The organism is Micromonospora sp. NBC_00617 (assembly GCF_045161355.1).
GTDB lineage: Bacteria > Actinomycetota > Actinomycetes > Mycobacteriales > Micromonosporaceae > Micromonospora.
This window is the reverse complement of record NZ_CP107751.1, coordinates 6,632,006-6,647,368: the sequence shown is the minus strand read 5'-3', so window position 1 is coordinate 6,647,368 and position 15,363 is coordinate 6,632,006. Positions and strand designations below refer to the sequence as shown.

General features: G+C 70.8%; 12 protein-coding genes. 3 read left to right on the top strand and 9 right to left on the bottom strand.

The window, feature by feature from the left end:
- The first annotated feature begins 44 nt into the window (after positions 1 to 44).
- Positions 45 to 5,894 (top strand): ThuA domain-containing protein, encoded by a 5,850-nt coding sequence (locus tag OG505_RS30895; protein ID WP_405429487.1) that lies wholly within the window; start codon positions 45 to 47, stop codon positions 5,892 to 5,894.
- A gap of 71 nt (positions 5,895 to 5,965) precedes the next feature.
- Entirely contained in the window at positions 5,966 to 6,505 is a 540-nt protein-coding gene (locus tag OG505_RS30890) for a hypothetical protein (protein WP_405429486.1), read from the top strand.
- Between the two features lie 94 nt (positions 6,506 to 6,599).
- Here the strand turns inward: OG505_RS30890 and OG505_RS30885 are convergent, their stop codons facing one another.
- The 3 genes from OG505_RS30885 to OG505_RS30875 all read right to left on the bottom strand — a co-directional run bounded on the left by OG505_RS30885 (position 6,600) and on the right by OG505_RS30875 (position 9,956).
- Complete coding sequence (locus tag OG505_RS30885; RefSeq protein ID WP_405429485.1) at positions 6,600 to 7,562, bottom strand: aldo/keto reductase; 963 nt, start codon at positions 7,560 to 7,562, stop codon at positions 6,600 to 6,602.
- A 67-nt stretch (positions 7,563 to 7,629) separates the two neighbouring features.
- Positions 7,630 to 9,309, bottom strand: coding sequence for an ABC-F family ATP-binding cassette domain-containing protein (locus OG505_RS30880; protein ID WP_405429484.1), 1,680 nt, complete (start codon positions 9,307 to 9,309; stop codon positions 7,630 to 7,632).
- Positions 9,310 to 9,350: 41 nt separating this feature from the next.
- Positions 9,351 to 9,956: a class I SAM-dependent methyltransferase gene (locus OG505_RS30875; RefSeq protein ID WP_405429483.1), complete on the bottom strand. Its 606-nt coding sequence runs from the start codon at positions 9,954 to 9,956 to the stop codon at positions 9,351 to 9,353.
- A 102-nt stretch (positions 9,957 to 10,058) separates the two neighbouring features.
- On the opposite strand from OG505_RS30875, the gene OG505_RS30870 reads away from it, so the two are divergent.
- Entirely contained in the window at positions 10,059 to 11,111 is a 1,053-nt protein-coding gene (locus OG505_RS30870; protein WP_405429482.1) for a hypothetical protein, read from the top strand.
- Between the two features lie 71 nt (positions 11,112 to 11,182).
- Here the strand turns inward: OG505_RS30870 and truA are convergent, their stop codons facing one another.
- From truA to rpsM, 6 genes are all read right to left on the bottom strand, one after another.
- Positions 11,183 to 12,013: a tRNA pseudouridine(38-40) synthase TruA gene (gene truA, locus OG505_RS30865; RefSeq protein WP_405429481.1), complete on the bottom strand. Its 831-nt coding sequence runs from the start codon at positions 12,011 to 12,013 to the stop codon at positions 11,183 to 11,185.
- A gap of 71 nt (positions 12,014 to 12,084) precedes the next feature.
- Entirely contained in the window at positions 12,085 to 12,645 is a 561-nt protein-coding gene (rplQ, locus tag OG505_RS30860) for a 50S ribosomal protein L17 (protein WP_405429480.1), read from the bottom strand.
- 34 nt (positions 12,646 to 12,679) lie between these two features.
- The gene (locus tag OG505_RS30855) at positions 12,680 to 13,702 is read right to left on the bottom strand and encodes a DNA-directed RNA polymerase subunit alpha (RefSeq protein WP_007465227.1); all 1,023 of its coding nucleotides are present in this window, start codon (positions 13,700 to 13,702) and stop codon (positions 12,680 to 12,682) included.
- A gap of 98 nt (positions 13,703 to 13,800) precedes the next feature.
- Positions 13,801 to 14,427, bottom strand: coding sequence for a 30S ribosomal protein S4 (gene rpsD, locus OG505_RS30850; RefSeq protein ID WP_007465229.1), 627 nt, complete (start codon positions 14,425 to 14,427; stop codon positions 13,801 to 13,803).
- Between the two features lie 13 nt (positions 14,428 to 14,440).
- Positions 14,441 to 14,848 carry a 30S ribosomal protein S11 gene (gene rpsK, locus OG505_RS30845; RefSeq protein WP_030329919.1) on the bottom strand — a complete coding sequence of 136 codons (408 nt, stop codon included), beginning with the start codon at positions 14,846 to 14,848 and terminating at the stop codon, positions 14,441 to 14,443.
- A gap of 18 nt (positions 14,849 to 14,866) precedes the next feature.
- Positions 14,867 to 15,247 (bottom strand): 30S ribosomal protein S13, encoded by a 381-nt coding sequence (gene rpsM / locus OG505_RS30840; RefSeq protein ID WP_007465236.1) that lies wholly within the window; start codon positions 15,245 to 15,247, stop codon positions 14,867 to 14,869.
- Positions 15,248 to 15,363 lie beyond the last annotated feature (116 nt).

Here is a 15,363-nt window from a genome sequence, read left to right as displayed (position 1 = left end):
AGCCGGCCCCCGCGATTCCTGTCCACCGCGACATTGGAGGCGGCGTGTCCCGTTCTCGTCGTACCCGTTTACCACTCACCGCTACCCTGCTATCCCTCGCGCTCGTCTCGACGACCCTGCTCGGGTCGCCGGCGCAGGCGGCTCCGGCCGCAGCGCAGATCCCGGCGCGAGACGTGCCGGTCGCGGCTCCGCTCTCCCAGGCGGCGCCGAAGGCACCGAAGGCCGCAGCGGCCGACCCCTACTCCGTCCTGGTCTTCTCCAAGACCGCCGGCTTCCGGCACGACTCCATCCCCACCGGCATCGCCGCCATCCAGCAACTCGGCGCGGCCAACGGGTTCACGGTGGACACCACCGAGGACGGCGCCGCGTTCACCGACGCCAACCTCGCCAAGTACAAGGCCGTGATCTGGCTCTCCACCACCGGTGACGTCCTCGACGCCGACCAGCAGGCGGCCTTCGAGCGCTACGTGCGGGCCGGCGGCGGTTACGCCGGTGTCCACGCCGCCTCCGACACCGAGTACAGCTGGGCCTGGTACGGCGACCTGGTCGGCGCGTACTTCGCCAACCACCCGCAGAACCAGCAGGCCACCGTCAAGGTGGAGGACCACGCCCACCCGTCCACCGCCGACCTGCCGGACCGCTGGTCCCGGTTCGACGAGTGGTACAACTTCCAGACCAACCCCCGGCCGGACGTGCACGTGCTGGCCAGCCTGGACGAGAAGAGCTACACCCCGGGCGCCGGCGCGATGGGCGCCGACCACCCGACGGCGTGGTGCCAGGACTACGACGGTGGCCGCTCCTGGTACACCGGCGGCGGGCACACCCGCGAGTCGTACGCCGAGCCCGAGTTCCTCAAGCATCTGCTCGGCGGCATCCAGACGGCGGCCGGCGTGGTCGACGCCGACTGCGGCGCCTCGAAGACCTCCAGCTTCGAGAAGATCACCCTGGACAGCAACACCAGTAACCCGATGGAGCTGGACATCGCCCCCGACGGGCGGGTCTTCTACATCGAGCGCGACGGCCGGGTGCAGATCATCAAGCCGGACACCGGCAACACCGTCACCGCCGTCGACCTGGACGTCTTCACCGGCAACGAGGACGGCCTCATCGGCATCCGGCTCGACCCGGACTTCGCCACCAACAAGTGGGTGTATCTCTACTACGCCCCGAACGACGGCGTCACGCGCAACCTGCTGTCCCGGTTCACGGTGACCGGCGACACCATCGACCCGGCGAGCGAGAAGCAGGTGCTGCGGGTCGACACCCAGCGCAACACCTGCTGCCACGCGGGCGGCAGCATGACCTTCGACAGCGCCGGCAACCTCTACCTGGCCACCGGTGACAACACCAACCCGTTCGAGTCGAACGCGTACTCGCCGCTCGACGAGCGGCCGGGCCGTCAGGACTACGACTCGCAGCGCACCTCGGCCAACACGAACGACCTGCGCGGCAAGGTGATCCGGATCCACCCGGAGGACGACGGGTCGTACACCGTCCCGGCCGGCAACCTCTTCGCGCCGGGCACCGAGAAGACCCGTCCCGAGATCTACGCGATGGGCTTCCGCAACCCGTTCCGGATCGGCACCGACCCGAAGACCGACACGCTGTACGTCGGGGACTACGGGCCGGACGCCAACGCGGACAACCCGAACCGGGGCCCCCGCGGTCTGGTCGAGTGGAACGTCGTGACCCCCGGCAACTACGGCTGGCCGTACTGCACCGGGACGAACGAGGCGTACAACGACTACACGTTCCCGTCCGGCCCGAGCGGGCCGAAGTTCGACTGCGCCGCGCCGGTGAACAACTCGCCCAACAACACCGGTCTGACCAACCTCCCGCCGGTCGTCCCGGCCACCGTCGACTACGGCTACGCCGGTGACGCGCGGTACCCGGAGATCGGTGGCGGTGGCGCCCCGATGGGCGGCCCGGCCTACCGGTACGACGCCAACCTCAACTCCACCCGCAAGTGGCCGGCCTACTACGACGGCAAGGCGCTGTTCGGCGAGTGGAACCAGAACAAGATGTACACGATGCAGATGACCGCCGACGGCAAGTCGTTGGTGGACATCAACCAGCTGCTCCCCGGGATGAAGATGATCCGGCCGATGGACTTCGAGTTCGGCCCGGACGGCGCGCTCTACCTGATCGAGTGGGGCACGGGCTTCGGCGGCAACAACGACGACTCCGGCATCTACCGGATCGACTACACCGCCGGCGACCGCGCACCGATCGCCGCGGCGTCCGCCAACCCCACCTCGGGGCCGGCGCCGTTGACGGTCACCTTCTCCAGCGCCGGCTCCCGGGACCCGGACGGCGGCGCGCTCACCTACGCCTGGACCTTCGGCGACGGGCGGACCTCCACCGAGGCCAACCCGACGCACACGTACGCCACGGCGGGCAACTACACCGCCCAGCTCACCGTGACCAACCCGAAGGGCCGTACCGCGGTGGCCAACGTGCCGGTCACCGTGGGCAACACCGCACCGACGGTGAGCATCGAGTTCCCGCCGGACGGTGGCTTCTTCAACTGGGGTGACCAGGTCCGCTACACGGTCAAGGTGACCGACCCCGAGGACGGGCAGATCGACTGCGCCCGGGTGAACCTCCAGGTGCTGCTCGGTCACGACGAGCACGCCCACCCGCTGGAGCAGCACACCGGCTGCACCGGCACGGTGCAGACGTCGCTCGCCTCCGGGCACGGCGCCGAGGCGAACGTCTTCGCTGTCTTCGAGGCCACCTACACCGACAAGGGTGGTGCCGGCGGCGCGGGTGCGCTCACCGGCCGGGACATCGAGATCCTGCAGCCCAAGCAGAAGCAGGCCGAGTACTTCACGGCCACCGGACGGGTGCCGGGCAGCACCGGCGGCGGAGACGCCGGCGTGCAGCGGGAGGCCGGGGCCGACACCGCCGGTGGCGGCCAGAACATCGCGTTCATCGAGGACGGCGACTGGTGGTCGGTCGTCCCGGCGGACCTGACGAACATCACTGAGATCCGGTTCCGGGCCGCCTCGGCCGCCGCTGGCGGTCGGATCGAGGTCCACGCGGGCGCGGTCGACGGACCGGTCGTGGCCACGGCCACCGTTCCGGCGACCGGCGCGTGGCAGACGTACACGGATGTGAGCGCGCCGGTCACCGGTGCCGCGAGCGGCTCGCTGTACTTCGTGGCCCGCGATCCGAACGGCGGGACGGGCTCGCTGTTCAACGTCAACTGGATGGACTTCGTCGGCCGCGGCGTCACCGAGAACGGGCCGCCGGTGGTCACCGCCACCGCGACCCCGGCCAGCGGCACCGTGCCGGTCACCGTCGCGTTCGACGGCACGGCCACCGACGCCGAGGGCGACACCCCGCTGACGTACGCCTGGGACTTCGGTGACGGCGGTACGGCGTCCACCCTGGACGCCAGCCACACGTACACCAGCGTCGGAGCCTTCACGGCCACCCTCACGGTGACCGACAGCAAGGGCGCCAAGGCGTACGCCACGGTGCCGGTGCGGGTGAACGCTCCGGACACGTCCTGCCTCGGGGCGCGATCGGACGACTTCAACGGCAACACGCTGGACAAGAGCCGGTGGACCACAGTGGTCCGGGAGAACCAGCTCTACTCCCTCAGCGGCGGTGCGCTGAAGCTGCCCACCTCGGTGGGTGACCTGTACGGCGCTCGCAACGACGCCACCAACCTGGTGCTCCAGGCGGCGCCGACCGGCGCCTGGACGATGACCACCAAGGTCACTCTTCCGGTGACGGCCAACTACCAGCAGGCCGGCCTGCTGGTGTACGGCGACGACGACAACTACGCCAAGGTGGACCTGCTCTACAACGGCAGCCGTCGGGTGGAGTTCATCCGGGAGACGGCCGCGACGCCGCGCAACGACGCTGCCGACAGCGCCGCCGCGCCGGCGGGTGACACCGTGTACCTGCGGATCACCAGCGACGGGACGAACCTGACCGCCGCGTTCTCGGGCGACGGGCAGACGTTCACCCCGGTCGGCCGCTCGGCCGCGCTCGCCGGCATCACCAACCCGCGGATCGGGGTCTTCGCGCTCAACGGAGGCACCGAGGCGCCAGTGGTGGACGCCGCGTTCGACTCGTTCGTGGTCACGCCGGACGCTCCGGCCGGCCCGGTCGACCCGTCGGACGAGTTCACCGGCACCACGCTGGACAAGTGCCGGTGGGACGCCATCGTGCGGGAGGACCCGAACGGTTACCGGGTCACCGGTGGCGCGTTGCGGATCGACGTGCCGAACGGTGACATCTACGGCACCGACAACACCGGGCCGAAGAACTTCATCCTCCAGACCGCGCCCTCGGGCGACTGGACCCTGGAGACGAAGGTCGACGGCAGCCTGCTGAACGAGCAGTACCAGCAGGCCGGTCTGCTCGTGCAGGCGGACGACGACAACTACCTGAAGTTCGACTTCATCGCGGACAACCAGGCCGGCCAGACGGTGACGCGGCGGATCGAGTTCCGCAGCGAGGTCGGCGGCGTCGTTCAGAGCCCGCAGCCGGAGGCGACCAGCCTCACCTCGGCGGTGTGGCACCTGCGGCTGGCCCGCAGCGGCAACACCTTCACGGCGTCGTACTCGGCCGACGGGACGACCTGGACCACGCTGGAGGCGTTGACCAACAGCGCGGTCGGGGCCACCCCGAAGGTCGGTCTGTTCACCCTCGGCGCCAACCAGACGGCGTCGAAGACGGCCTCGTTCGACTACTTCCGGCTGAGCACCAAGGTGGTCACCGACGAGACCGCTCCAGTGACGACGGCGGCGGTGTCCGGCACCCCCACCGAGGGGTGGTACACCGGGCCGGTGACGGTCACCCTGACCGCCGCCGACGAGGCCGGCGGCAGCGGACTGGCCGGTACGGCGTACCAGCTGGACGGGGCCACCACCTGGACCGACTACACCGCTCCGGTGACGGTCAGCGGGGACGGCGAGCACGAACTGCGGTTCCGCTCGACGGACCAGGCGGGCAACGTGGAGTCGACGAAGACCGTCTCGGTCAAGATCGACGCCACCGCGCCGGTCACCACGGCGACGTTCGCTCCGGCGAACGACGCGGGCTGGCACAACGGGACGATCCCGGTGGTGCTGACCTCGACCGACGCCGGTTCCGGGGTCAAGACGGTCGAGTGGTCGCTGGATGGCGGCGCGTGGACGCCGTACTCGAAGCCGGTCGCGGTGACCGGTGACGGGCAGCACGAGCTGCTGTACCGCTCCACCGACAAGGCGGGCAACGCCGAGACGCTCAAGTCGGCGATCCTGAAGATCGACGGCACCAAGCCGACGCTGCTGGTCTCCGGTATCGCCGACGGCCAGCTCTACGGGGACAGCCAGGACGTTCGGGTGTCCTGGCAGGCCGTCGACCCGACCTCGGGCATCGCGACCGTGGTCGGCCAACTGGACGGCAAGGCGTACGCCAGCGGCACCCTGCAGGCCATGTACGAGCTGCCGCTCGGCCTGCACGAGCTGACCGTCACCGCGACCGACAAGGCCGGCAACACGACGACCTCGGCGGTCCGGTTCTTCGTCACCACCTCGTTCCGGGACATGCAGAACCTGCTGGACCGGTTCAAGGCGACGGGGCGGCTCTCGGCCAAGGCCCACAAGGATCTGACGAACAAGCTCGACGCCGTCCGTAAGGCCGAGGCGGCGGGCAACGACAACAAGGCGCTCAAGGAACTGACCGCCTTCCGGAAGCTCGCCGCGGACACCAAGCTGGTGACCGAGGCGGAGGTCCGGGACGTGCTGATCCGCGACGCCGACGCCATGACGGTGCGGCTCGGCGGGACGCCGGCCAGCAACGCCGGGGTCAAGGCGAACGACGGCAAACCCGTCAAGGGTGCCGGGCGACTGAGTGGCGACGTCACCCGGCTCGCTCCGGGCCGCCAGCTCTGATCCGACGAGGCCCCTCCCCGACACCATGGTGTCGGGGAGGGGCCTCCCTCATCCGTAGTGAGGAGATGCCCGTGACGGGTATCCGCAAGGTGGTGGCCGCCGTGTTCGCCGGGCTGGTCCTGACCCTGCTCTCCGCTGCCCCGGCAGCCGCCCAGGCCGACAAACTCAAGCTGACGGTGGCCGGCGACGGCGCTGAGGGGGTCACCATCCAGGCCACGTACGCCGATGGCCGTCGGCTGGACAGGGTGGTGCGGTTGGTGCTCACCGCCACCGGCCCGGACGGCCAGCGGGTCGGGCCGGTGCAGCTGGAGCCACAGCCCGAGGGGCAGGGTTTCTACAGCAGCGGGCCGGTGCTCTCCACCGGCACGTGGAAGGTGACGGTGAACTCCCCCGCTCCGCTGCAGAGCGGGGCCACCGCCACGGTGCAGGCCCGGGCGGCGCAGTCACCCCCGGCTCCCAAGCCGGTCGCGGTGACTGCGGACGGGACCGGCGACCGCGGGGCGGCCGCCGGCTGGTGGCCGTTCGCCGCAGCCGGCCTCGTGCTGGTCGCCGCGGCGATGGGGGTGGCCATGCTGTTCGGCCGCCGCCGCGCCTCCACGCCGACCGACTGACCGACCGGCGCTCCGGCGCCACAGCAACGACCGGGCCGGGCCGCGACGAGCGGCCCGGCCCGGTGTCGTTCAGGCGACCACGCGCCCGCCGCGCTCAGAGGATGGCGCGCAGCGCCGCCAGGTCGTCGTCGCTGGGCTCCCAGGTGCCGGCGGCGGCGTTCGCGTGCACCTGCTCTGGCGTGGTGGCGCCGGCGATCACCGAGGTCACCGCCGGCTGGGCGGCCAGCCCGCCGATCGCCACCTGGAGCATGGTCAGGCCCCGCTCGTTCGCGTACGCCTCGATGGCCTCGATGGTGTCCCAGTCGGCCGCGGCGAGCCGCTGCGCGTACCGGCCACCGCCGGAGAGCCGGCTGCCGGCCGGCGGCTGCTCGCTGCGCCTGTACTTGCCGGTGAGCAGGCCGTTGGCGAGCGGGAAGAACGGCAGCATGCCGAGGCCGAACCGCTCGCAGGCCGGGATCACCTCGGCCTGGACCGAGCGCTCCAGCAGGCTGTAGTGGTTCTGGGCGCTGATGAAGCGGGACCGACCGTTGGACGAGGCGACCCAGTCCGCGTCGGCGATCTGCCAGCCGGCGAAGTTGGAGTTGCCCAGGTAGCGCACCTTGCCGTCACGGACCAGGTCGTCCAGGGCCGCGAGGGTCTCGTCGATCGGGGTGCCCGGGTCGGGCTCGTGCATCTGGTACAGGTCGATGTGGTCGGTGCCGAGCCGGCGCAGCGACGCCTCGACCGCGCGGGCGATGTAGCGCCGCGCACCTCGCGCGCCGTGGTCGGGCCCGTTGAGGCCGTTCATGTCCATGCCGAACTTGGTGGCCACCACCACGTCGTCCCGGCGTCCCTTGAGCGCCTGCCCGAGCAGCTCCTCGGAGGCGCCCTGCGGCTCGCCGTAGATGTCGGCGGTGTCGAAGAGGTTGATCCCAGCGTCCAGGGCGGCGTCCACGACCGCGCGGGTGCCGTCGAGGTCGAGCTTGCGGCCGAAGTTGTTGCAGCCGATTCCGACGACGGACACTACGAGCCCGGAGTCGCCCAGCCGGCGATAGGTCATGTCAGTCACGAGATCCACCCTATGCCCAACGAAGGAAGGGCCCCTTACTAACGCCTGGCGTTAGTAAGGGGCCCTTCCTTCGTTCTCAGCCCACGTCCCAGACCGGTTCCGGGGTCTCCACCACCTCGCTGTCGCCCCGGAACAGCACGAACCGGTCGAAGGAGCGGGTGAACCACCGGTCGTGGGTGACCGCCACCACCGTCCCCTCGAACGCGTTCAGGCCCGCTTCGAGCGCTTCGGCGCTGGCCAGGTCGAGGTTGTCGGTGGGTTCGTCGAGCAGCAGCAGGGTCGCCCCGGACAGCTCCAGCAGCAGCACCAGGAACCGGGCCTGCTGCCCGCCGGAGAGCGTGCCGAAGCGCTGGTCGCCCTGTGCGGCCAGCTCATATCGGCTGAGCACCCCCATCGCCGCGTGCCGGTCCATCCCGGTGCGGTGGTCGTCACCCCGCCAGAGGATCTCGACGAGCGTCCTGCCCATCAGCTCCGGTCGGTCGTGGGTCTGGGAGAAGTGCCCGGGACGGACCCGGGCGCCGAGCCGGACGCTGCCGTCGTGCGCCACCGGGGCGAGCGCGCCCGCCCCGTCGACCGGCCCGTTCGCCGGGTCGGGATCGGTGCCACCGCGGGCGAGCAGCCGCAGGAAGTGCGACTTGCCGGTGCCGTTGGCGCCGAGCACCGCCACCCGGTCGCCGTACCAGACTTCCAGGTCGAAGGGGAAGGTCAGGCCGTCCAACTCCAGCTGGTCGCAGATGACCGCGCGCTTGCCGGTCCGCCCGCCGGTCAGCCGCATCCGGATGGCCTGGTCCTTCGGCGGTACGGGCGGCGGCCCGGCCTCCTCGAACTTACGCAACCGGGTCTGCGCGGCCTGGTAGCGCGAGGCCAACCCGTCGTTGTACGCCGCTTTCTGCTTGTACATCAGCATCAGCTCGCGCAGCTTCTGGTGTTCTTCGTCCCAGCGCCGGCGCAGCTCGTCGAGACGGGCGTGCCGGGCCACCCGCGCCTCATGCCAACTGGCGAAGCCACCCGGGTGCATCCACGCGCTGCCGCCCTCCACGGCCACCACCCGGTCGGCGCTCTGGGCCAGCAGCTCGCGATCGTGCGAGACGTAGAGCACCGACTTGGTCGATTCGCGCAGCCGCGCCTCCAGCCAGCGTTTGCCGGGCACGTCGAGGAAGTTGTCCGGCTCGTCGAGCAGCAGCACCTCGTCCGGGCCGCGCAGCAGCAACTCCAGGGCGAAGCGCTTCTGCTGGCCGCCGGAGAGGGTACGCACCGGCCGGTCCCGGACGGTGTCCCAGGGCTGGTTGAGCACGATGGTCGCGACGGTGTCGAAGAGCACCTCGGCGTCGTACCCGCCGGCCTCGCCCCAGGCGCCGAGCGCGTCGGCGTACGCCAGCTGGGCCTTGCCCGCGGCGCTGCTGAACTTGCCGCGGACCTCGGCCGCCCGCATGGCCGCCTCGGTCTCGGCGAGCCGGCGGCCGGCGTCGCGCAGCGGCGGCGGAGCCAGCGACTGCGCCAGGTCGGCCAGGGTCGTCTCGTCGCCGATCATGCCGATGAACTGGCGCATCACGCCCAGCCCGCCGGCCCGCGCGACGGTGCCGGTACGCACGGGCAGGTCGCCGGCGACCATCCTCAGCAGCGTCGTCTTTCCCGCGCCGTTCGGCCCGACCAGAGCGACCTTGCTGCCCTCCCCGACCCGGAACGACACGTCGGCGAAGAGTTCCCGACCGTCGGGCAGGATGTGCCCGACCGCCGCCACGTCCACGTATCCCACGCCGGGATCCTGCCCCAGAAAGGGCCGGGAGGGACATCCAATTACCGGGTGACCCGCAGCACCCGGAAACCCTTCTGGCTGGCGTGCCGCTCGACCTGCCAACCCTGGTCGACGATCCAGCGGTGCAGTGAGTCGCCGCCGAGGTGGCGGGCGACGACCAGCCAGCCGACGCCGTCCGGGGCGAGTCGGGGTAGCCAACGCAGCAACAGCTCGTGCAACTCGTCCTTGCCGATGCGGATGGGCGGGTTGGACCACAGCTGCGCGAACCGGAGGTCCGCCGGCACGTCGTCCGGTGCGCTGGCGCGGACCCGGTCGGCGGCGCCGATCCGGGCCGCGTTGGCGGCGGTCAGCTCGCGGGCACGGGCGTTGACGTCGACCGCCCAGACGGTGGCCGCCGGTGCCAGGTCGGTCAGCACGCAGGCGATCGGGCCGAACCCGCAGCCGAGGTCGAGCAGGGCACCGGCGGTGTCGGCGGTGGGCAGCTCGGCCTTGCGCAGCAGCACTGCGGTGCCGGGGTCGAGGCGGCTGGCGGAGAAGACACCGCCGGCCGAGACGAGTTGGTAGTCGCGGTCGGCGACGGAGAACTCGACTTCGCGCGCCGGCGCGTCGCTGGCGGGCTGCGCGGTGAAGTAATGGTCGCCGGTCACGCCGGCAATTCTCGCATCGGCCCGGGCAGGCCACGACACGGCCTGCAGCCGCATTCTCCAATATTACCCCCTAAAGGTACAATAACTCCTACTCTGGGCGACATGGTGTATCGGTACGAGTCCGAAGAGGACGCATTCGAGGACCCGGAGCACGGGTCCGACCTGGCCGTGCTCGACGCCGGTCCGCCTCCGCCGGCCGGCCCCTCACCGTCCCGCTTTCCCCCTCCGTCGTTGCCCCGGCCCAACCAGCTGATGCTGCCGTCGACCCAGCCGCCGCCGGTCACCCGCGTCAGCACCCCGGTCGCGGCCCCGCGCAGTCAGGTCTACACGTCCGCCCAGCCGGTGGAGTCGCCCGCACGGCGCGGCGGCGGGCGACTCTGGCAGGTGCTGGTCGGCGGTGCGGCCGTCCTGGTCCTGCTCGCGCTCTGCGGCCTGGGCGCCGCCGCGCTGCTGGTGGACAACGACCCGACGCCACAGGCCACCCCGACGTACCAGCCGAACGTCGCCGCGTCCGCCTCCGCGCAGCGGCAGGGTCTCGACTCGCGGGACACCGACCAGGCGCCGCTCACCGCGAAGGAACTCTTTCCCGGCAAGGAGGTGAAGCTCGCCGACGGCCAGAGCGCCTACGAGATCCTCAAGACGCACTCCAGCGGCAGTTGCGCCGTCGCCGCCACCGACGAGGTGGCCGATTTGCTGGTCCGGCTCGGCTGCAACCAGGTCGTCCGGGCGACGTTGCGGGCTCCCGGCGGCGACCACCTGGTCACCGCCGGCCTGTTCAACCTCACCGACAAGGTCAGCGCCGAACGGGCCCGGGACCGGATCCGGCAACTCCTGGATGACCGGCAGGGCCGGTTCCGAGGGCTGTCCGCCGGCGACGAGACCGACGTCCTGGCCACCGCCCCGGCACGGGTCGGTTGGCAGGTCCGGGGCCATTACCTGGCGTACGCGCTGGTGGTCCGCACGGACGGAGCCGCGGTCAAGTCCGGCGACGCCAAGATCCGGGAGATCCTGTTCGACATGATCGAGGCGCACCTCACCCGGGGAGTCCTGCAACGGCGGGCCGACAGCGGCACGGCCGGACAACCAACGGCAGCGCCGACCGAGGGCAGCGGAACCCAGAGCGGCAGGGACGACGGCGACCTGCCCGGAGACTGATCCGCACCTCCGCCCGGCGGGTGTGCCGCCAACCGGTGGCACACCCGTCGTCGTCCGCGGCCCCGACCGCCTCAGCCTTCGACGGGTACGCGCAGGCGGCGCGTCAGGTCCGCGCGGCGGGCGTAGTCGGCCGGGTCGGCCGGGTAGCCGACCGCGACCAGGGTGAGGCCGTGCGCCGGGGCCACCGTCACCTCGCTGGAGCGCTCCTGCCGGTTGAGCAGGCTGCCCGGCCACTGGACCGCCCGACGGCCGTCACCGGCCGCGAGCATCGCCCCCACGAGGCTGCGGACCATCGCCTGGCAGAACGCGTCCGCCTGCACGGTGGCGACCAGGATTCCGTCCGGGTCGCGCCGCCAGTCCAGCCGGGTCACCTCGCGCAGCGTCGTCGCATTCTCCTTGCGCCGGCAGTACGCGGCGAAGTCGTGCTCACCGACCAGACCCGCCGCGGCGGCGTTCAGGGCGGTCAGGTCCAGCGGTCGCGGCCAGGCCAGCACCTCGTGCCGGCGTAGCGGCTCGGCGCCGTACGGGGCGTCGGTCACCCGGTACTCGTAGCGCCGGAAGGTGGCCGAGAAGCGGGCGTCGAAGTCGACCGGCACCTCCGACATCGCCCGTACCCGCACGTCGGTGGGGAGCAGCCGCGCGAGCCGGCGCAGCAGCCGCCCCTCATGCTGCCGCCACACCTGGGCGGGAAGGTCCAGGTGGCAGACCTGCCCGCTGGCGTGCACCCCCGCGTCGGTGCGACCCGCGACGGTCAGACCGGTCGCCGTGCCCGCGCCGAGGACCAGGTCCAGGGTCTCGACGAGCACCCCGGCGACGGTCCGCCGGGTCGGCTGGGGCGCCCAGCCGGAGAAACCGGCGCCGTCGTACGAGACGTCCAGCCGCAGCCGGATCCGCTCGTCCACCTCGTACCTCCTGTTACGGGTCGGGCCCGACACCCCGAAAGGGGTGCCGGGCCCGGAAACGATGCCCGAGGTCAGGCCTTGTTCTCCTCGGTGGCGAGGTCGCTGTCCTCGCGCGCCTCGGCGGTGTCACCGGATGCCGACACCGGCGCCTCGGAGTCCTGGTCGGCCGGGGCCGACTTCGGGGCCTCCTCGGCCGGGGCGAGCGCCTCGACCTTGTCCTGCTGCGCGGCCTTGCGGGCGGCGGTCTTCTTGTTCACCTTCGGCTCGGCGACCTGAAGCTCCTCCACCAGCTCGATGATCGCCATCGGCGCGTTGTCACCCTTGCGCGGACCGGTCTTCACGATCCGGGTGTAACCGCCGGGGCGGTTGGAGTACCGGGGCGCGATCTGGTCGAACAGGGCGTAGACAACGTCCTTGTCCTTGACGACACCCAGCACCCGGCGCCGCGAGGCGAGGTCACCGCGCTTGGCCTTGGTGATGAGCTGCTCGGCCAGCGGACGCAGCCGACGGGCCTTCGTCTCGGTGGTCTGGATCTTGCCGTGCTGGAACAGCGCGGTCGCCAGGTTGGCGAGCATCAGCCGCTCGTGCGAGGGGCTGCCGCCGAGGCGGGGGCCCTTGGTGGGCGTGGGCATTTTTGGTGCTCCTCAGTTGTGGCGGCAGCGCGGACTAGAGCTGCTCGGTCTCGCGGTAGTCGTCGGTGTCGTAGTCGGCCTCGCCGAAGGTGTCCACGACGTGCGCCGGGTCGAAGTTCGGAGCCGAGTCCTTCAGCCCGAGACCCATCCCGGCGAGCTTCATCTTGACCTCGTCGATCGACTTCTGACCGAAGTTGCGGATGTCGAGGAGGTCGGCCTCGGTACGCCCGATGAGCTCACCAACGGAGTTGATGCCCTCGCGCTTGAGGCAGTTGTAGGAGCGGACGGTGAGGTCCAGCTCCTCGATCGGCAGAGCGAGGTCCGCCGCCAGCTGGGCGTCCTGCGGGGACGGCCCGATGTCGATGCCCTCGGCGGTCTCGTCCAGCTCCCGGGCCAGCCCGAACAGCTCCACCAGCGTCGAACCGGCGGAGGCCAGCGCGGTACGCGGGCCCATCGACGGCTTGGTCTCGACGTCGATGATGAGCCGGTCGAAGTCGGTGCGCTGCTCGACGCGGGTCGCCTCGACGCGGTAGGTCACCTTCAGCACGGGCGAGTAGATCGAGTCGACCGGGATGCGGCCGATCTCGGCGCCGGACTGCTTGTTCTGGGCAGCCGTCACGTAGCCCCGGCCCCGCTCGACGGTCAGCTCCATGTCGAGCCGGCCCTTGCCGTTGAGGGTCGCGAGCTTGAGGTCCGGGTTGTGCACCGAGACGCCGGCCGGGGGCTGGATGTCGCCCGCCGTCACGTCGCCCGGGCCCTGCTTGCGCAGGTACATGCTGACCGGCTCGTCGTGCTCGGAGCTGACGCACAGCTCCTTGATGTTCATGACGAGCTCGACCACGTCCTCCTTGACACCGGGGATCGTGGTGAACTCGTGCAGCACGCCGTCGATCTTGATCGAGGTGACCGCCGCACCCGGGATCGACGACAGCAGCGTGCGCCGCAGCGAGTTGCCCAGGGTGTAGCCGAAGCCCGGCTCGAGCGGCTCGATGGCGAACCGCGACCGGGTCTCGTTGATCGACTCCTCGGAGAGGGAGGGTCGCTGGCTGATGAGCATGTTGTCTCTTCTCTTCCGGGACGCCCGCTATTTGACGTCCACGACACAAACTGTTCCGGTGGCCCGCCCCGAAGGGCGGGCCACCGCAACGAGCCCGACTACTTGGAGTAGAGCTCGACGATCAACTGCTCCTGGACCTGCGTGTCGATGACCTGCCGGGCCGGGAGGGAGTGCACGAGCACCTTCATCTGGCTGGGGATTGCCTCCAGCCAGGCCGGCACCGTCTTCGAACCGGCCTGAGCCTGCGCCACCACGAACGGGGTGAGCTCCTTGCTCTTGCCCCGGACCTCGATGATGTCGTGCTCCTTGACGCGGTACGACGGGATGTCGACCTTCTTGCCGTTCACCGTGAAGTGACCGTGCTTGACCAACTGGCGGGCCATGTCCCGCGAGTGGGCGTAGCCGGCCCGGTAAACGACGTTGTCCAGCCGCGACTCGAGGATCTGCAGGAGGACCTCACCGGTCTTGGCCTGCTTGCCAACGGCTTCCTCGTAGTAGCCACGGAACTGCTTCTCCAGCACGCCGTAGACACGGCGGGCCTTCTGCTTCTCGCGGAGCTGGAGCAGGTACTCCGTCTCCTTGGTGCGGCCGCGGCCGTGCTGCCCGGGCGGGAACGGCCGGGACTCGAACGGGCACTTCGGGCCATCGCACTTGCTGCCCTTGAGGAACAGCTTCATCTTCTCCCGCCGGCAACGGCGGCAGTCTGCACCGGTGTAACGAGCCATCTCTCTCTACCTCTCAGACCCGGCGACGCTTCGGCGGACGGCACCCGTTGTGCGGCTGCGGGGTGACGTCGGCGATCTGCCCGACCTCGAGGCCCACGGCCTGCAGCGAACGGATGGCGGTTTCCCGGCCGGAGCCGGGGCCCTTGACGAACACGTCGACCTTGCGCATGCCGTGCTCCATGGCGCGACGCGCGGCAGCCTCGGCGGCCAGCTGCGCGGCGAACGGAGTCGACTTGCGGGAGCCCTTGAAGCCCACCTGGCCAGCGGAGGCCCAGGAGATGACCGCACCGGTCGGGTCCGTGATGGACACGATGGTGTTGTTGAACGTGCTCTTGATGTGCGCCTGCCCGTGGGCGACGTTCTTGCGTTCCTTGCGCCGGACCTTCTTGACAGCGGCTCCGGCACGAGCCTTCGGTGGCATAAGTCTGTGCGCTCCTAGTTACTTCTTGCCGGGCTTCTTCTTGCCGGCGACGGTCCGCTTCGGGCCCTTGCGGGTCCGTGCATTGGTCTTGGTCCGCTGGCCACGCACGGGCAGGCCCCGGCGGTGCCGGATGCCGGCGTAGCAGCCGATCTCGACCTTGCGGCGGATGTCAGCGGCGACCTCGCGGCGCAGGTCGCCTTCAACCTTGTAGTTGCCCTCGATGTGGTCGCGGAGCTGCACGAGCTCCTCGTCCGTGAGGTCCCGAGCGCGCTTGTCCGGCGAGATGCCGGTGGCGGCGAGTGTCTCCAGGGCGCGGGTGCGACCGACCCCGAAGATGTAGGTGAGCGCGATCTCCATCCGCTTCTCGCGGGGGAGATCCACGCCGACTAGACGTGCCATGTGCGGGCGTACTCCTCGTGATGTGTGGCGGAGGTGTGGACCCGTCCCATCCCGCTACCGGCCGTCCCGTCTTTCCGACGCTGTCAGCGCCGGCGACCGGGATCGGTCGCTGCCCG